Origin of the sequence: Streptococcus sp. HMSC034E03, assembly GCF_001811505.1 — a bacterium.
In the GTDB taxonomy this organism is placed as follows: domain Bacteria; phylum Bacillota; class Bacilli; order Lactobacillales; family Streptococcaceae; genus Streptococcus.
The window spans coordinates 47,328-64,942 of record NZ_KV804976.1; the positions used below are offsets into that span (position 1 = coordinate 47,328).

21 protein-coding genes are annotated in these 17,615 nt (G+C 40.5%); 2 read left to right on the top strand and 19 right to left on the bottom strand.

Annotated elements, in window-relative coordinates; translation table 11 throughout:
• Positions 1–3: 3 nt before the first annotated feature.
• The 15 genes from HMPREF2805_RS03705 to HMPREF2805_RS03775 form a co-directional block, all read right to left on the bottom strand.
• Positions 4–1,305, bottom strand: a complete 1,302-nt coding sequence (locus HMPREF2805_RS03705; protein ID WP_075231445.1) for a restriction endonuclease subunit S — start codon at positions 1,303–1,305, stop codon at positions 4–6.
• Positions 1,298–3,406, bottom strand: a complete 2,109-nt coding sequence (locus tag HMPREF2805_RS03710; RefSeq protein ID WP_075231446.1) for a type I restriction-modification system subunit M — start codon at positions 3,404–3,406, stop codon at positions 1,298–1,300. Before HMPREF2805_RS03710 ends, HMPREF2805_RS03705 begins: the two co-directional genes overlap by 8 nt.
• A gap of 209 nt (positions 3,407–3,615) precedes the next feature.
• Positions 3,616–3,870 (bottom strand): Txe/YoeB family addiction module toxin, encoded by a 255-nt coding sequence (locus HMPREF2805_RS03715; RefSeq protein ID WP_075231447.1) that lies wholly within the window; start codon positions 3,868–3,870, stop codon positions 3,616–3,618.
• A 3-nt stretch (positions 3,871–3,873) separates the two neighbouring features.
• Positions 3,874–4,128: a type II toxin-antitoxin system Phd/YefM family antitoxin gene (locus HMPREF2805_RS03720; RefSeq protein WP_186822552.1), complete on the bottom strand. Its 255-nt coding sequence runs from the start codon at positions 4,126–4,128 to the stop codon at positions 3,874–3,876.
• A gap of 131 nt (positions 4,129–4,259) precedes the next feature.
• The gene (locus HMPREF2805_RS03725; RefSeq protein ID WP_075231448.1) at positions 4,260–5,357 is read right to left on the bottom strand and encodes a nucleotidyltransferase; all 1,098 of its coding nucleotides are present in this window, start codon (positions 5,355–5,357) and stop codon (positions 4,260–4,262) included.
• 9 nt (positions 5,358–5,366) lie between these two features.
• Positions 5,367–6,107 (bottom strand): class I SAM-dependent DNA methyltransferase, encoded by a 741-nt coding sequence (locus HMPREF2805_RS03730; protein ID WP_315940857.1) that lies wholly within the window; start codon positions 6,105–6,107, stop codon positions 5,367–5,369.
• Positions 6,108–6,217: 110 nt separating this feature from the next.
• The gene (rsfS, locus tag HMPREF2805_RS03735; RefSeq protein WP_075231449.1) at positions 6,218–6,571 is read right to left on the bottom strand and encodes a ribosome silencing factor; all 354 of its coding nucleotides are present in this window, start codon (positions 6,569–6,571) and stop codon (positions 6,218–6,220) included.
• A gap of 12 nt (positions 6,572–6,583) precedes the next feature.
• A complete protein-coding gene (locus HMPREF2805_RS03740; RefSeq protein ID WP_075231450.1) occupies positions 6,584–7,084 on the bottom strand; it encodes a cysteine hydrolase family protein in 501 nt (166 codons plus the stop codon).
• On the bottom strand, positions 7,085–7,678 hold the full coding sequence (gene yqeK / locus HMPREF2805_RS03745) for a bis(5'-nucleosyl)-tetraphosphatase (symmetrical) YqeK (protein ID WP_075231451.1): 594 nt from the start codon (positions 7,676–7,678) through the stop codon (positions 7,085–7,087).
• Positions 7,678–8,307 (bottom strand): nicotinate-nucleotide adenylyltransferase, encoded by a 630-nt coding sequence (locus HMPREF2805_RS03750; protein WP_075231452.1) that lies wholly within the window; start codon positions 8,305–8,307, stop codon positions 7,678–7,680. Before HMPREF2805_RS03750 ends, yqeK begins: the two co-directional genes overlap by 1 nt.
• Positions 8,308–8,358: 51 nt before the next feature.
• Positions 8,359–8,670 (bottom strand): ribosome assembly RNA-binding protein YhbY, encoded by a 312-nt coding sequence (gene yhbY / locus HMPREF2805_RS03755; RefSeq protein WP_000060171.1) that lies wholly within the window; start codon positions 8,668–8,670, stop codon positions 8,359–8,361.
• Between the two features lie 210 nt (positions 8,671–8,880).
• A complete protein-coding gene (gene yqeH, locus HMPREF2805_RS03760) occupies positions 8,881–9,987 on the bottom strand; it encodes a ribosome biogenesis GTPase YqeH (protein ID WP_075231453.1) in 1,107 nt (368 codons plus the stop codon).
• A 2-nt stretch (positions 9,988–9,989) separates the two neighbouring features.
• The gene (locus HMPREF2805_RS03765; RefSeq protein ID WP_075231454.1) at positions 9,990–10,517 is read right to left on the bottom strand and encodes a YqeG family HAD IIIA-type phosphatase; all 528 of its coding nucleotides are present in this window, start codon (positions 10,515–10,517) and stop codon (positions 9,990–9,992) included.
• A gap of 16 nt (positions 10,518–10,533) precedes the next feature.
• Positions 10,534–11,439 carry a magnesium transporter CorA family protein gene (locus tag HMPREF2805_RS03770; RefSeq protein WP_075231455.1) on the bottom strand — a complete coding sequence of 302 codons (906 nt, stop codon included), beginning with the start codon at positions 11,437–11,439 and terminating at the stop codon, positions 10,534–10,536.
• 51 nt (positions 11,440–11,490) lie between these two features.
• The gene (locus HMPREF2805_RS03775) at positions 11,491–12,057 is read right to left on the bottom strand and encodes a mechanosensitive ion channel family protein (protein ID WP_075231456.1); all 567 of its coding nucleotides are present in this window, start codon (positions 12,055–12,057) and stop codon (positions 11,491–11,493) included.
• Between the two features lie 150 nt (positions 12,058–12,207).
• On the opposite strand from HMPREF2805_RS03775, the gene sstT reads away from it, so the two are divergent.
• Both sstT and HMPREF2805_RS03785 read left to right on the top strand, forming a co-directional pair.
• Positions 12,208–13,413 carry a serine/threonine transporter SstT gene (gene sstT / locus HMPREF2805_RS03780; RefSeq protein WP_075231457.1) on the top strand — a complete coding sequence of 402 codons (1,206 nt, stop codon included), beginning with the start codon at positions 12,208–12,210 and terminating at the stop codon, positions 13,411–13,413.
• 213 nt (positions 13,414–13,626) lie between these two features.
• Positions 13,627–14,598 carry an aromatic acid exporter family protein gene (locus HMPREF2805_RS03785; RefSeq protein ID WP_075231458.1) on the top strand — a complete coding sequence of 324 codons (972 nt, stop codon included), beginning with the start codon at positions 13,627–13,629 and terminating at the stop codon, positions 14,596–14,598.
• A 149-nt stretch (positions 14,599–14,747) separates the two neighbouring features.
• Here HMPREF2805_RS03785 and HMPREF2805_RS03790 read toward each other — a convergent pair whose 3' ends face one another.
• The 4 genes from HMPREF2805_RS03790 to HMPREF2805_RS10580 all read right to left on the bottom strand — a co-directional run bounded on the left by HMPREF2805_RS03790 (position 14,748) and on the right by HMPREF2805_RS10580 (position 17,516).
• Positions 14,748–15,044, bottom strand: coding sequence for a ZmpA/ZmpB/ZmpC family metallo-endopeptidase (locus HMPREF2805_RS03790; protein WP_075231459.1), 297 nt, complete (start codon positions 15,042–15,044; stop codon positions 14,748–14,750).
• A 59-nt stretch (positions 15,045–15,103) separates the two neighbouring features.
• On the bottom strand, positions 15,104–15,349 hold the full coding sequence (locus tag HMPREF2805_RS03795; protein WP_075229332.1) for a DUF3165 family protein: 246 nt from the start codon (positions 15,347–15,349) through the stop codon (positions 15,104–15,106).
• A 19-nt stretch (positions 15,350–15,368) separates the two neighbouring features.
• Positions 15,369–17,210, bottom strand: coding sequence for a translational GTPase TypA (typA, locus tag HMPREF2805_RS03800; protein WP_075231460.1), 1,842 nt, complete (start codon positions 17,208–17,210; stop codon positions 15,369–15,371).
• Positions 17,211–17,354: 144 nt separating this feature from the next.
• Positions 17,355–17,516: a hypothetical protein gene (locus HMPREF2805_RS10580; RefSeq protein WP_083301275.1), complete on the bottom strand. Its 162-nt coding sequence runs from the start codon at positions 17,514–17,516 to the stop codon at positions 17,355–17,357.
• Positions 17,517–17,615 lie beyond the last annotated feature (99 nt).

A 17,615-nucleotide genomic window follows, 5' to 3' on the forward strand; every position in this document is an offset into this window, starting at 1 on the left:
TTATTACACCCTACTCTTTCCTGTCACATAATCATAAATAAGAGTTTGTCGTTGTTTGTTGATATTTTTAATTTGTTGGTTTTTTATTTGAATTAGTTGATCAATTTGAACTGTTTTCTTATTTAGAAAATCGACAATTTTTTGTTGTTCCTCGATTTCAAAGAGAGGAATATCTATATTTGAAACTAACTGCAAATTCAAACCATCTCTATCCTCGCCTTTCAACCCTCTAATGTTATAGTAGTTTGCTACAAAAAAATAATATAAATACATGTTATTCAATATTTGATTATCAACTATAAATGATGCAAGAGATTGATTAGAAGCCGATTCAATTGCTAAAACAGCTGCTGTTCCTTTCGTCTTTCCCTGCCCATTTAATGCAAGCATGACAGTCCCATTAGGAAGTAATTTTGTTGATGTTCTTTTTAATGCTAAGTCTGTAATAGTTTCAGAGGTATGCTTTACAATGCCCTGATTAACCTCACCTGATGACATCCAGTTAATATTTCCATTCCAAAAAAGCGAATTATTTCTATCAGGTGTTGCTCCAGCAGAAATTTGTGAAAAATACTTAACTTTTCCTACTCCCCACCCTTCAGGCACCTGTCCGATCCAGTCGATGCCTGAGTCTTTCATAGGGACTGTTTTATCCAGTCCTTTTGTGACAGTCTCATAAATCAAGCTGGCGCGGTAGTCTTTAAGTTTTTGAATCTGCTCTTCCAATAAGGCTTTTACCTTATCTAACTGGGCGGTTTTCTTATCTAAGTATCTAGATATAGAATTTTGCACATTTATGTTGGGTAGTGCAAAAATAAATTCTCCCATTTTTTCTTGAGACAATGAATCCATAGTACTACCTATCGAAACTTTTTGAAAATAATTTTTAAATTCTAGAGAGCTTAAAACGTAATAGAGAAAGTGATTATCATATCTATTAAACAAAGGTCTAAGTACAAGTAAATGACTATTTAACGACGCACTATCTGGCAATTCATCAATAAGTGCTAATTTCCCAACAGTTCCATCTTTTGTAACTAGTAAGTCTCCCTGCTTTAACTGAATTTCTGGAGCTTGTTCATATCTCTTTTGTGATATATGATATGCTGTATCCCAGTTGACTCGACCATTTTTAAAATCAGTTCCGGTAACTAAATATGGTCCTTCATCAATAAATTCATCAGCTTTTAATCCTTGCCAGCCAATTCTTCCCTTCATATAAGTAAAAAATTTAACTTTAATTACTTCCCACTCTTCTGGTATCTGTCCGATCCAGTCGATACCACTCTCTTTCATCCTAGTCATGTTTTAGTTCCTCCAAGAGAGTCTGTAGTTCTGCTTCCAAGTCATAGAATTCTGCCAAGAGCTTCTCTGCACTTTCTGGTGCTTCGTATTGATAGAAATAGCGAGTAAAAGGAATCTCGGCTCCATAGCCCTTTTTCTCATCAAACCAGTAGTGGGCGTCAGGTACATGTGGGTAGACCTCCCGCGCAAAGTAGTCTTCCACATTCTCTGTCAGCTTAACGATTTCACTGTTCTTTGTTGTCTTATCGTAGACAATCCCTCCAGCAATCTCATTGGGCTTGTCTTTCTTATTGGTTCGGATGACTTCTGCTGTCTTGTCCATTTCACTCATGGCTAGGGCTAGGGCATTGATGTTTGCAGGCGTGACCTTGATATCCCCCAGCAAGTCCTTGATGACTTGGACAAAGACTTCAAAATTAGGATAACTTTCTTCCGAGATTCCTTCACCAAGAGCATCCAAGATAGCTTCTTGCTTGACCTTTCCAGCTTCGAAGTCTTGTAATTTCTTCTCATCTTTGGCTGAGCGCGGTTCCATCTCTTGCAATTCTTGATACTGGTATTCGTCAAATAGTTTAGCTAGGAAAGGAGCACTTTTTGCCTTCTCAATGGTTTCCTCAGTAATCCAGCCACGACGTTGTAGAGGCTGCATGACAGTATATTCTCGGTAAAGAAACTCATTCTTATCAAAGATTTTCACATGGTCATTCTCTGTAAAATCATCATACCATTGGAGGATCTGGCGGATATTATCTTGAGACAATTCACGACGCTTTTTCCCCAGAGATTTACGCAAAGGAACAAACTCTTCCGTCGCATCGATAAATTGAACCTTGTTTTGACGCTCAGGAGATTTGTTTTTATTGTAAATCCAGATATAAATCCCGATATCTGTATTGTAGAAAAACTGTCCTGGTAGGGCAATAATAGCTTCTAGTAAATCATTCTCAAGAATGTAACGACGGATTTGACTTTCTCCAGATGAAGTACCACCAGAAAAGAGAGGAGAACCGTTTGAAATGATAGCAGCTCGTCCGTTTTCCTCTAGTTTAGCTAAACCATGAAGATGGAAAAGAAGTTGGGCATCGCCAGTCCCCGGAGTCGCTACAAAACGTCCTTTTTGACCTTCTGTACTCTCAAAGAGTTTATGGTCTCTTTTAACTGCGTCTTCTACGCCATCATCTGCATCTTTCCCGCCCCAAGATTGACCAAAAGGAGGATTGGCAATGACAAAACTCATCTTTGTATCTGGGAATGGATCGGGATCTTTTAAGGTGTCCGCCTTCACAAAATAATCCGAGTCTTCCTGACGAATCAGCATATCAGCTCGACCAATCCCGAAAGTCTCAGGTAAAACTTCCTGACCAAAAAGACGGACAGTCACTCCTGTATCGAGCTTGCGGATATAACTTTTGGCTGTCGCTAGCATACCACCTGTCCCAGCAGCCATATCTAAGATTTTCAATTCTTTTTTATCGACGAATAATTCTTCATCGGCTTCAATCAAGAGCATATTGACCATTAGAGCAATGACTTCACGAGGTGTATAGTGAGAACCAGCTTCCTCATTTTCAGAAAAGCGACGGATGATATCCTCAAACATATAGCCCATCACCATTGAGTCCACAGAACTTGGCGATAGGTCGATCTGAGAGAACTTTTTGATAACCGTAAAAAGACGCCCAGACTTTGCCAGCGTGTGAACCTGTTCTTTAAACTTCAGATTTTCAATAATATCCTTCACACGACAAGAGTAGCCATCTAGATAGGCAATAAAATTCTCCTCGATTGCATTGGGATCATTTTGGAGGTTTTCAAGCGTGAAAGGACTGGTATTATAGTATTTGTAGCCAGATTTATTCTCAAGAACCTTCTCAGGTGTATTGGGATTTGATTTATAAAGTGCAACTACTTCATCTTTCGTTGGCAATAAAGCAGCTTCTAATCGAGTCAAGACAAACATCGGAATGATAACATCTCGATACTTATCTGCACGGTAAGCCCCACGTAAGGTATTGGCAATCGACCAAACTGCGTTGACCACATTTGAAATCTGAACATCATTCGATTGAAATAATGGTAGTTTTTCTTTAAAATTAGACATTTGCATCCCCTGTTTTTATTATTAACAATTCTCTTCATTATACCACAAAATAAGAGTTATAAAGCGGATTCAAGGGACAAGAATCTAGTTATTATACTAAAATTTTTAACCAGCTTTTTAAGTTAGAAAATCTGTCATTTTCCAAAAAACTTTATCTTCAATTCACTTACTAAGATCCCTAAAATAAAAAAGCCTACCTCCCAGTAGACTTAGTAATGATCTTTAAAGGACAAAAAAGCCACGCTATCTCCATCCATCATGTAAATCAAGCGATTTTCTGCGTCAATACGACGCGACCAAGCTCCTTGGTAATCATATTTGAGCGGTTCTGGTTTACCTATGCCTGTGAAAGGATCATGTTGAATATCCTTAATTAATTTGTTAATTCTTTTTAGTGTTTTCTTATCTTGGTTTTGCCAGTAGCAATAATCCGCCCAGGCATCTTCTGTGAACTTGAGTAGCATCCATCACTCCTCAATCACATGCACCTGAGTATGTCCTGCACGAACTTGGGACATTCCTCGCAAGACCTTGTCAGAAAGCTCCTTATTCTGAGCAATTCTCAAGGTTTCTTGAATACTATCCCACTCACTCTTTGAAAGGACAACAATGTCTTCGTCAGGATTTTTGTTGACCACAGTCAAAGGTTCAAACTCATCGTTTACCTTCTTCATATAGTCCTTCAAATGATTTCGGAATGTTGAGTAAAGAACTGCTTCCATAACCATACCTCGTTTTACCTCTTTTCCATTATTATACACGAAAAGGAAAAAAATGTCAGGAACTTGTACAAGTTTTTCCTTTCTCATCTGTTCATTCAAAAAAATATAAAAAAGCCTACCTTTCAGTAGACTTAGTTTGATTCGATTCTGATTGGCACTCGACCAAAATTTTGTTCTGCGATACTTGGGTGTCCCAGTTGATAAATTTGGTCTGCCTTTTGAGTCATAGCATCCCAGGGTTCTTTACCGATTCGGCTAACTAGATTAACCTGCTCCTTAAGAGTTTTAAGGTGTTGTCTGCCTTTTTCGGTAAAACCGAGGACGTGAATGGCTTCTGGCAGGTCACTTTCTCTGGCTTGCACCAAGATATAAGTCAAGAGGCGTCGCACACGCGCTTTGGTGTACCGTTTGGTGGAAACTGCCTCGACTAATTCTTCCACAGATTGGGCTGTTTTGATGGTTTCCTTAATGCGCACAGCCATCTCTTGATTAACCTGATAGATAGTAGTTAGTTCTGGATTTGAAAAGATTTGATAGCGAAGCAAAGGATAATAATCTTCCCAGCTCACCTTACTAGCATTTTCAAAGAGGTTAACGGAAGGCATAAAGCATTCTAAGAAATCTTGATCATTTTGATGCTGACGAAGAGCTGTCGCCGAGGCAAAGTCCACATCCTTGGCTACAGAATGGTAACCAGCTCCCTGACGTTTGATTGGATGAAGGCTGATGTTTCGCCCTGCTACTGCCTTGGCATAGGCGAGAGCAAGGACATGATTGGGCGTATCACCTGAAAAATCAAGGTCCGCAAATTCCTTCCACATGGCTTGGGTTTTCTGAGGGTAAGAAAGAGAATCCGGTAAGTTTTCCATGAAGAATTCCATCTCTTGACCACGTTCACTATATAAATTCGCTATTTGCTGGTAATCCAGAACTTCTTCTGTCCCAAATGCCAGGGTATCAATCCCCAAACGAGCCAAGATAGCCACTGCACCTTGGCCGAAAAAATCCGCCGCTTGGACACTGACTAAAAAGGGCAATTCTACGACCAAATCCGCACCATGTTCCAGCGCCATCTGAGCCCGTGTCCACTTGTCCACAATAGCAGGCTCCCCACGCTGCATGAAATTTCCAGACATGGCTACAATTTTCAATCCCTCTGCCTGTTCCAACAGGTATTTATGGCCATTATGAAAGGGATTAAATTCCGCGATAATACCTGTAATGGTCATGGTAATCTCCTACTTCTGCGCGACGAAAAACCAACGGGTACTGGTTTCAGTTGGATCCTTATCCTCAAAGTCCGCAAAGAGTTTGAAGGACTTGAAACCAGCCTGTTCCAGCAGAATATCATAGGTTAAGACTTCATAAGTACGCTCTTCATGGACTTCATCATGACGACTAAAGGAACCATCCGCTTCCTTGATAAAAAAAGTCAACTCATGCACGATGGAGTGAGGAGCTTCATCCTCGTAAGTATCCCAAAGCATGGCAAAATCTTCCGCATTTTCATGATAAGAATAACCTGGAAAGACCTCATCAGTCTGGTAGGTCGAATGCACATCAAAGATAAAGACACCATCTTCATTGAGGGCATTATAGACTTCTTTAAAGACATCCCCTACTTCCACTTCATCCTGCATGTAACAGATTGAATCGGAATAGCAGGTCACAAAGTCGTATTTACCTGCCTTGGACAAATCCAGCATATTGCCTTCAATGAAATCAATCTTTTGCTTGGCTGAAGCCGCTCTCTTTTCGGCAATCTTCAACATATCCGCACTCAAATCAAATCCAGTCACATCAAAACCAGCTTGCGAAAAGCGAACGGACTGGATCCCTGTCCCACAAGCCAATTCCAAAAGCTTCTTTCTGTCCTTGGTTTTAGGCAAATGGCGTAGCGAAAAGTCCGTCCATTTGTCATATAAACTATCATCCATGACCGCATCATAGACCGCCGCAAAAGTTGCATAAGTTGCCATAATCATGATACCAAGAGCGTCCATGGCAAACACCACTCGCCCTTTACCTTTCAATCAATTTTTCTAAAATAAGCAAATAAAACCCAGTTGACTGCAACTGAGTTCATCTCCTATGCTAAGGTTTCTGAAATATCTACAGAATCTGCCTCATGCCATAGTTTTTCTAGGTTATAGTGGGCACGCATTTCTTCTGAGAAGATATGCACTACAACTCCACCGAGGTCTAGCAAGACCCAACCTCCAGCTGCATCGCCTTCGATATGGCTGCCTTTAAAACCAGCTTCCGCTACTTTTTCACGGATATTATCAGCGATAGCGTCCAACTGACGGCTATTCATAGAGCTAGTGATAACAAAGTAGTCTGTCACACTGGTCAAATCTTGTACATCAAGTGCGAGGATATCCTCGGCACGTTTCTCATCAGCCGCTTTCACGACTAGTTCTAGTAATTCTTTTTCGTTCATTTAGTCCTCTTTCTAGAAAATATGTTTGTAATCTAGGACATCTGCAAAGCGCTCCTCCCAAATGTCCTCATAAAATTCATTTATCGTTTCTGCTGGAATGTCATCGCCATCAAACGTTGTGCAAGTTCCTTCTGGAATAATAAGCTGATAGCCATATTCAAAGGCAACCTTGACAGAGGTATCCACACAATATTCTGTCTGCATACCACATAAAACTAATTTTTCAATCCCCTGTTTATCCAAGTATTCTTTTAAACCAGTTTCTTTGAAAATGCTGTTATACTTCTTCTGAAAGACCTTTTCATTAGGTTTTCGACTTAAAAGCTCAGATAACTGCCAATCTTCTGATGTTTGAGCTGCAGAGTTCTCAATATGTTGAACATAAATAATTTCGATATTCTTGCTTCTAGCCTGGTTTTGTAAATAAGAAATTTTTTCCAATAGACTTTTTATCTGAAACCCAGTTTTCACTAAAATATTCTGAACATCAATGATTATAAAAGCCGTCTTCATTTAATCCTCTTTCAAATAGTGCACATAGGCGTTATAGGTTTCAAGGGTTTGGGGATAGATGGGAAATCCCTGATGCGCTAAATGCTCCACGGTATGAGCTGTCTCGTAGGCCACCGCCTTATTGAGCGATAGCTCAGCAATTTCACGCGCCACATCTACTCCTGGAAAGACACGATTGTGCTCGATATAGTCTGCGACGTAGATAACCTTATCAAGGTCTGTCATCTGACTTGCTCCGACTGTATGAATTTCGATAGCCCGTAAAATTTCAGGATCTTGCAAGTTCAAATCTTCCTGAATCTTGTAAATACCGACTATCCCATGCCAGATATTATTACCCCAGTTTTTGAGGTCAGGGTCTAGCTGGTAACGGTCAATCAAGTCTAAAAATTCCTGATCTGACAGCTTTTTAGCATAGTCATGAAGAAGGCCTGCTAGACCTGCTTTCTCAACATCGACTCCAAAGCGCTGAGCCAGTTCTATGGCTGCACGCTCCACACCCAAGCAATGGGTTAAGCGTTTTTCAGGTAGAAGCTCTGCCATTTTTTCCAACAATTCCTCACGGGAACAGTTGATATAGTCTTGGTATGCCATCAGTAAAGCCCTTCTTTCTCAATATAGTCTAGCACTGGTTTGGGTAGGAGAAAGTTAGGTTTTCGTCCTTGGGCAATGAAGTCACGCACCATACTAGACGAAATATCCATGAGAGGCACATCCACCCAGATAACTGGATAAGAAGTCCCTGCCTTGTAACGCGGACGTTGAACCCCTACAAACTGAACTAGTTCCACCAACTCATCAATTCGGTACCACTTAGGCAAATAGTCTACCATATCGGCACCGATAATGAAATAGTAATCTGTATCTGGATTCTTCTCTGTTAGAAGCTTCATGGTGTCGTAGGTGTAGGAAATCCCCTTACGCTCTAGCTCGATGGTCTCAATAGCTATACCTTCGATTCCATCAATCGCCAATTCTAACATCTTGAGGCGATGGTGTTCAGGAATGGTTTCCTTTTTATCTACGTGAGGTGGTTGGTATTCGGGCATGAGCAGAACCTGATCCAATCCCAACTGTTGGCGCACTTGATCTGCAACAATCAGATGGGCATTATGAACGGGATTAAAATTCCCTCCTAAAATACCGACTTGTTTCCGTTTTTTATCCTTGATTTCTGGCTCTAACTCCACTTTCGTAAAGGGAGTTAATAATTCGATTGCCATAGGTTAATCTCCTTTACTCTTCTGTAAAAACAGCTTTTGGGAGTATCGTTCTTAGATTTCTTTAACTTTTTTAGAAATCTTGCGATTTTCTTTTTTGCTTGATTGTTTATACAAAATCAAGATGCGTCCAATTTTTTGGACTGTATCCACACCGATTTCTTCTTCCAAGATTTCAGCTACTTCGTGGATATTCTCATCTGTGTTTTGCAAGAGTGTAACCTTGATCAATTCACGAGCATCAAGAGCCTGACGAACACTGGTTTTGATTTGGTCGTTGAGACCATTTTTCCCGATTTGGATAATGGGTTTGAGGGTGTGTGCCTGGCTGTTGAGGAAGGCACGTTGTTTCGATGTTAATGACATATTCTTTCTTCCTTTTTTGATAGTTATTTTAGGTGGTGAGGGACGGTCGGAACTAATTTTTCAATGATTTCATCTTTGAAAAATGGATTTCCTAACCTCACAATTGAGCCTAGGTCTCAATTGTGCCCCTTGCCAATCTAAAGATTGGCAAGACACCACGGCAATAACTATCTTTTTATGAGCTCACTTTGTTCGCTCGGTGATTTTATTTTAAATAATTGCTTTTCGTGTGACGACGGCGACGCCTTCTGGTGCCCAGACGGCGACTTTGGCGGTGCCTGTCACTCGAATCCAACCTAGTCCTGAGATGACTAGGTCAGTTTTGTCCTTGATGGTAAATACATGTTGGACTAGTTTTGGAAAATCTTCTTTTTCCTTGCTATTTGGTGGCGTAAGGAGGGTTCCAAGGTGCTTGTCGTAAAAGACACTAGCTCCCTCTAGCTTGGTACGATGAAGTTTGAGTTCATTGTCAAAGAAGGCTGTAAAACCTTGCTTTTCTCCTGCAATAAAGTCAAAGCGTCCCAATCCACCTAAAAATAGGGTTTGTTCAGGGTTTAGCTGATAGGTTTTTGGCTTGATTTCCTTTTTAGGACTGACATACTTGAGGTTTTTAGCAGTCAAGTAGTGAGCCATCTGGTGACGATGGATAATCCCTGGTGTATCGTAGATATAAGTTCCATCATCGAGTGGAATTTCAATCTTATCTAGAGTTGTTCCTGGGAAGCGTGAAGTTGTGATGACGTTCTGGTCACCTGTAATTTCTTGGATAATGGCGTTGATAAGGGTTGATTTCCCGACATTGGTCACCCCAACAACATAGACATCACGTCCCTTACGGTAGTGCTCGATCTTGTCAATGACTTCCTTAATGGCATGCTTGTTTTGGGCTGAAGTCAAGACGACATCAACAGGACGCAAGCCTTCCTCGTGAGCACGCTCCATCAGCCACTGGCTAATCTTACCTGGTTTCACCGACTTAGGTAGGATATCTTTTTTGTTTCCAACCAAGAGCACATCATTTCCCGACACAAAGCGTGGCAAACCTGGGATAACAGAGCCATTGAAATCAAAAATATCAATGACATTGACCACCAAGGCATCGCTATCTCCAACCTCGTGCAAGAGTTTGAGGAAATCATCATCCGTTAACTGAACATCAGTGATTTCATTGTAGTGACGAAGACGAAAACAGCGTTGACAATAGACTTCACCTGCCTCCAAACCTTTTTCGAGTGCCGACTGGGGGGTGAAACCAAGCCCAGTCTTATCTGTAGTCTGAATAGTTGCTCCACAACCAATACAGAGAATTTCTTCCATAATTAGATTCCTTTTTTATATGTAATCGGTCCGTATTTTTCAGCGATTTTTCTCATCACACGACGCTCACGCGCTCGGTTAATCTGAGTCTTAATAGAGTCGTGCTGGACCAAGGGTTTGACCAAAATCGAGCGAATACCAGCTCGATGGGCCGCTCGAATATCCGTCATGAGCTGATCTCCAACCATGACCACTTCGTTTTTCTCATAGTGGAATTCCTTCATGGCACGATCAATCCCGAAAGTAAAGGGCTTCAAAGCCCAATAAACATAGTCAATTCCAAATTTTTCAACTGCACGTTGAACTCTTTTTTTAGAGTTGTTAGACACCACGATGATGCGAATACCAGCATCACGAAGGTCATGTAACCACTGCTTCATTTCTGGAGTCCCATCAGGGTTATTCCAAGCAATCAGAGTGTTGTCCAAATCCACCAAAACAGCTTTGATCCCTTGGTTTTTCAGGCTTTGGACTGTCAAATCATAAACTGCTTCCACAGCAAAATCTGGCATGTAATTTTCAATCGCCATTCTGTCTCCTTCTCTTTTATTTTCTAGTAATTTTCTTCAGCCATTGAGATAAGGCTGCCCATAAAATCAAACTTGCTATTAAGATATAAATCCAAGCATTGGGCTCTTCTGTAAATGGCAGAGGGACATTCATTCCGAAAAATCCTGTAATGACTGCAAGAATGGCTAGCAAAACTGAGATAATGGTCAAGGTTGTCAAACTATCATTCAGGTTATTGTTTAGGATGTTGTTGTAAGAAGCGGAGAGTTGTTGCAAGACTTGAGAAATCAAATCTGTCATGGACACCAACTGATGAGCTTCAATCATAGCATCATCAAACTGCTCTCTTTCCACTTCGTTAAAGTTCCGATAAAGCGCATGTCCCTGGATATGCTCCAAGAGGAGGCGATTTTGTTTAGCCGCTGCCGTTAGATAAACCATACCAGTTTCCAAGTCAGAGAGGGCAAAGAGATTTTTTTTAGTGGTTGTTTGACGCAACAAGGCACTGATTTCATCCTTACTTTTATCCATCTGTTCAATGACAGGATAATAAGCATTGCTGATAAGCTCTAAACCGGCAAATAGAAACTTGTAGATTGAAATGATTTCATGATTTTCAAGATAGCCTAGCATCTGATCAATGACATAAGCGTTCTTATGATTGCTGATGGTAATCATTCGTTGTTTTTCAACGATAAAGGTCATGGGAATGGCTTCATAGTATTCCTTGTCCTTCTCTAAGTCAAGAACGTTGTAGATAAAGGTCACTGTCCCATTTTCACGGTTATAATCCATGTGGGCTCGTTCGTTTCTATCCAGCGCATACTCGATGGTTTCTTTATCCAATCCATAGATTTCAGATAAATCTTCAAGATTTTTGATGATTTCCACATCTAGATTAATCCAGGTACAACCATTTCCTAACTGCTTATCTAAAAACATCGTTTCTCCTTCACCAAACTTTTTCTATTGTACCATAAATCAAGTAAAATTTCAGTTCTCTTCTTTTCTTGAAAAATTGCTAACGACGGTGATATTCCTATTAGGAACAAAATGAAGAGCTTGGTCATCACTTCTCAGTTGAGTCGTTCGAATTCCGACACTAACGACTTTTCCCGATACAGTAATAGGGCCATTGGTCAAAACAACTTCATCTCCGACATCCAACTGGCGTTCAAAGAGAATAAAGAAGCCGTTGATGACATCTGATAGAAAGCCTTGTGCCCCCATACCGATAGCCACTCCAGCAATCCCAGCCCCAGCAAGCAAGCTAGATACAGGCAACCCTAAGATAGACAAGATACAGTAAATCAAGAAGAAATAAAGTGTGTAGTTAAAAATATTCTCAAGCAAACGAGAAATGGTCTTTTGTCTACCTGCATCTCGATTTGAAAATTTAAGTGATGGTTTGACAATCTTTCGTACAGCAACATGGAGGAACTTTTTAGCTATATAAGATAGAAGGATAAGAAGTAGAAGAGAAATCACCTTGGTCAAGAGATTTTCTAAAACAGTTGTTAGATCTAATTTATCCAGATAACGTTGAAAAAATTCTTGCATATAAAACTCCTTTTCTATCCATTATACCATAAATCCTTCCCAGCCATCCTTTTCATAAATATTCATTTATTCTAATAAAATCTATGAGACACTTGCTTTTCAAGTATATTTATACTATAATCATAAACAATACACAAAAAGGAGACCTTTATGAAAAGAATTATTCGTGCTTGGAACAAAACAAATCTGATCAAACGGATCGGAATCGGAATGACCTTGGGGGCTATTCTAGGTCTACTCGTTCCTAATCTAACTGGCATCGGTTTATTGGGAGATTTATTTGTAGGAGGACTAAAGGCCATCGCCCCTATCCTGGTTTTTGCTTTAGTCGCTAACGCCCTTTCCCAACACCAGAAAGGTCAAGATAGCAATATGAAAAAAGTCATTTTCCTCTATTTGCTGGGGACCTTTGCTGCGGCTCTTATAGCAGTTTTGGCTAGCTTTCTCTTCCCTGTTCAGATGGTCTTGAGTAGCGCTAGCACAGAAGTTACTCCTCCAGACGGTATCGGACAAGTGCTCAGCAATCTTCTGCTAAAAATAGTAGATAATCCTGTCAATGCCATCATCGAAGCTAACTATATCGGAATTTTGTCTTGGGCTATCGTCTTTGGGATTGCCATGCGAGAAGCTAGCAAAAATAGCAAGGAGCTACTCAAAACAATGGCCAGTGTGACTTCAAAAATTGTCGAATGGATCATCAACCTTGCGCCATTTGGTATCCTCGGGTTAGTCTTCAAAACCATCTCAGACCAAGGTATCGCTAGTTTAGCAAATTACGGAATCTTACTCGGACTTTTGATTGCCACTATGGTTTTCGTTGCCCTAGTGATCAATCCTCTGATTGCTTTTCTCTTTATCAAGAAAAATCCTTATCCACTTGTTTGGAAATGTTTGCGTATCAGCGGAGTCACAGCCTTTTTCACCCGAAGTTCCGCTGCTAATATCCCTGTTAATATGAAACTCTGTGAGGATCTAGGTCTTAATCCAGATACCTATTCTGTCTCTATCCCACTTGGATCAACTATCAATATGGCTGGAGCTGCTGTTACCATCAACATCTTAACCCTAGCTGCTGTCAATACCCTTGGAATCTCAGTTGATTTTGCAACAGCCTTTGTACTCAGTATCGTTGCAGCCATCTCAGCCTGTGGGGCTTCTGGTATTGCGGGTGGCTCACTCCTTCTCATCCCTGTCGCTTGTAGCCTTTTTGGTATTTCAAACGATATTGCCATGCAGGTTGTGGGGGTAGGATTTGTCATCGGTGTTATCCAAGACTCTTGCGAAACAGCTCTCAACTCTTCAACAGATGTACTCTTTACAGCAGTTGCCGAATTTGCTTCTACTCGAAAAAAATAATCAAGGGCGGTGGGACAGAAATCGATAGACAAAGTCTCGATTTCGTAGTCCCAGCCCCGCGAGGATGATTAGGAGCTTTTTGGAGTCTAAAAGACGAACAAAAAGTTCAATCAGCTACCGCGTCAAAGTTTGATTGCTAATAAAAAGTGAGGTCGGGATCTTTTGTCCCAACCTCTTTGTCTGGTTTCTATCATTCAGTTTAGGAAATGTCTCATGTCTATCACCCAACGTACTTTTAAACTTGTTTTAGCCACTTGTCTAGCCTGTGTTCTAGCCTACTTTCTTGATTTATCTTCGGCTGTTTCTGCTGGTATCATCGCCCTTTTGAGCTTATCAGATACCCGTAGAAGCACGATCAAACTGGCTAAAAACCGATTATTCTCAACCCTGCTAGCTCTGTCTATCGGTGTTCTGGCCTTTCAACTGACTGGCTACCATATTTGGAGTTTTGGTCTCTATCTGGCCCTCTATGTCCCTCTTGCCTACAAATTCGGCTGGGAAATTGGGATTACCCCTAGTAGTGTCTTGGTCAGTCATCTCTTGGTTCAAGAGTCTACCTCACCAGAACTACTAGCGAATGAACTCCTCCTATTTCTCATCGGTACCAGCTTTGCCTTGACTGTCAATCTCTATATGCCTTCTCGGCAAAAAGAGATCTATCTCTATCATCTCAAGGTAGAAGAAAAACTCAAGCATATCCTACTTCGTTTTGAATATTACCTTGGAAAAGGTGATGGCCGAAACCGTGCACAACTTATTGAAGAACTGGACCAACTCCTCGAAGAAGCTCTCAAACTCGTCTATCTAGACCATTCGGATCATCTTTTTCACCAAACCGATTACCATATCCACTATTTTGAAATGAGACAGAGACAGAGTCGCATTCTTCGCAATATGGCTCAGCAAATCAACACCTGTAATCTAGCAGCAAGCGAAAGCCTAATCCTTGCCCAGCTATTTGCTAAAATTGCGGATCAACTCAGTCAGACCAATCCAGCCAACGATTTATTAAATGATATTGAAAGCTACCTGCAGGTATTTCGCAATCGTAACCTCCCTAAAACAAGGGAAGAATTTGAAACACGCGCAACCTTGCTCCAACTCCTGCGCGAATTGGAAAACTTTATCCAACTGAAAGCTGACTTCTATCAACGCTATGCTAAAGAAGATAGCGATTTATCTTAATAACTAAAACACCTTTTGAACCGCAAAAACTTGCCATTCAAAAGGTGTTTTTCTGTCTTAAACCTAGCTAACTAGTAAATCATTCTTACAGAATATCAAAATTGGCATGAACTCTTATGAAACTTTTAAATGATTGACTTATCTTGCTCTTAAGAAGTATAGATGGAATTTCTAAACTCATTTGATTCCTTGAGATATGCCTTGTATATAGCTTTTTTCAACTTCTGAACAGGAGTTTCAATAAAACGGTATTGTTTTTGGCTGATATTTCCTGCTTTAATCTGAGCAAGTTCTTCTTTTACCGCTTCTTCCATCAATTGCTTCATTCGTTCAGGACTGAAAATCACTTCTTGCTTACCTTTATAGTCAATCGTAAGAAAATTAAATATGATTTCTTTGTTACAGAGTAAAAAAACCACAAGTGAAATCAGTTTTTCTGACTTCACTTGTGGTATGTTTTATAAATATCATTACTGAATTCTAGCAAAACTCCACAGCCATTTGCCTATCTCTTTTTCACCGACATTAAGGATATATCTCGCAGACTAAAGTAAGTGAGAGCAAGCATAGCTACTGTGATAAAGAATTCTGTTGGCAGTTGGAAGATTTGTAAGATTGACAACATCAATAGAATCAATAGGGCAACAAAAGCAAATACTAGAATAACAATGTTGACTGTTCCCTTGATACTTTGAGGTGTCGCAAATACATAGAGTAAGAGTAATAAAATCCCTATGATTAAATAGACCATTTTCTGCTCTTTCTAGCTCTTATTCAGCTGATTTTTTCTTTTTGTTTGCTTTCTCACGCTCTGCCTTGTTAAGGATTTGTTTACGCAAACGGATAGACTCAGGCGTTACTTCCATGTACTCATCGTCGTTCAAGAACTCAAGTGATTCTTCAAGAGTCAAGATACGAGGAGTCTTGATAACCGCTGTTTGGTCCTTAGTAGCGGAACGAACGTTGGTCATTTGTTTCGCTTTAGTGATATTAACTGTCAAGTCATTTTCACGAGAGTTTTCACCGATGATCATTCCTTCGTAAACCTCAGTACCTGGGTTGACAAAGATAGTACCGCGTTCTTCGATAGACATGATTGAGTAAGTTGTAGCCTTACCAGCATCGATAGAAACAAGGGCACCACGGTGACGACCACCAATTTCACCTGGAATCAAAGGCAAGTATTGGTCGAAGGTGTGGTTCATGATACCGTAACCACGAGTCATTGACAAGAACTCAGTTGAGTATCCAATCAAACCACGCGCAGGAACGAGGAAGACCAAACGAGTTTGACCATTACCAGTTGAGATCATATCCAACATTTCACCTTTACGTTCAGAAAGACTTTGGATAACGGATCCTTGGTATTCTTCAGGTGTGTCGATTTGCACGCGTTCAAATGGTTCACATTTGACGCCATCAATTTCTTTTACGATAACTTCTGGACGAGATACTTGAAGCTCATAGCCCTCACGACGCATTGTTTCGATAAGGATTGACAAGTGCAATTCCCCACGTCCTGATACAGTCCATTTATCTGGTGAGTCAGTTGGTTCAACACGAAGAGAAACGTCTGTTTGCAATTCTGCTTGAAGGCGCTCTTCAACCTTACGAGAAGTGACCCATTTACCTTCACGACCAGCAAATGGTGAGTTGTTGACCAAGAAGGTCATTTGAAGTGTTGGCTCATCGATGTGAAGAACTGGAAGAGCTTCAACTGCGTCTGTAGGAGTAATTGTTTCACCAACGAAGATATCTTCCATACCTGAAACGGCAATCAAGTCACCAGCTTTGGCTTCTTGAATTTCACGACGTTCCAAACCAAAGAAACCAAAGAGTTTTGTGACACGGAAGTTCTTAGTTGTACCATCCAATTTAGAAAGGGTTACTTGATCCCCAACCTTTACACTACCACGGAAGACACGTCCGATACCGATACGACCTACGAAGTCGTTGTAGTCCAAAAGTGACACTTGGAATTGAAGGGGCTCATCTGAGTTATCAACTGGAGCTGGAATGTGGTCGATAATAGTGTCAAAGATTGGCGCCATAGTCTTTTCTTGGTCTGCTGGATCATCTGACAATGAAGATGTTCCGTTGATAGCTGACGCATAAACAACTGGGAAGTCAAGTTGGTCATCATCCGCACCAAGCTCGATGAAAAGTTCCAAGACTTCATCCACTACTTCTGCTGGACGAGCTGATGGCTTATCAATTTTGTTAACCACAACGATAGGCACAAGGTCTTGTTCCAAGGCTTTTTTCAATACGAAACGAGTCTGTGGCATAGTTCCTTCGTAAGCATCTACGACCAAAACAACACCGTCAACCATTTTCATGATACGTTCAACTTCTCCACCGAAGTCCGCGTGTCCTGGTGTGTCCATGATGTTGATACGAGTTCCGTTGTAGGCAACTGCTGTATTTTTCGCAAGGATGGTGATTCCACGCTCTTTCTCAATATCGTTTGAGTCCATTGCACGCTCAGCTAACTCTGTACGCGCGTCAAGAGTTTCAGATTGTTTCAACAATTCGTCAACGAGGGTCGTTTTACCGTGGTCGACGTGGGCGATAATCGCGATATTACGGATATCTTCTCTTAATTTTGTCATGATTTCCTCTATTGTATTCAAAAATTTATTTTCTAACTGAACGATTATACCACAATTTTAAGCAAATGACTTAATTCAAGTAAGTGTAAATGTTTTCAAAAGATCATTATTCTTTATAAATTGAAATACAGTTGAAAAGGCATCTTAAAATAATGTACTAATGTTACGAAAACTAATACAGCTGATGGTTTTCCCATCGGACTTGGCTACTTTTTCTAGCTGGTCATTGACATAGTTGGTGCTATGACCGTTGGCATCTGTTTCTTTTGCCAAGCTACCTGTAGCGTCATAGGCATACTGAGTCACTCCACCTACACATTATCTTAAGTTAAACCTCACTATTTTGCTTACTATTTGAAAATGAAGTTGAGACCGCATCATCTCAACTTCACTTTGTAATTATTT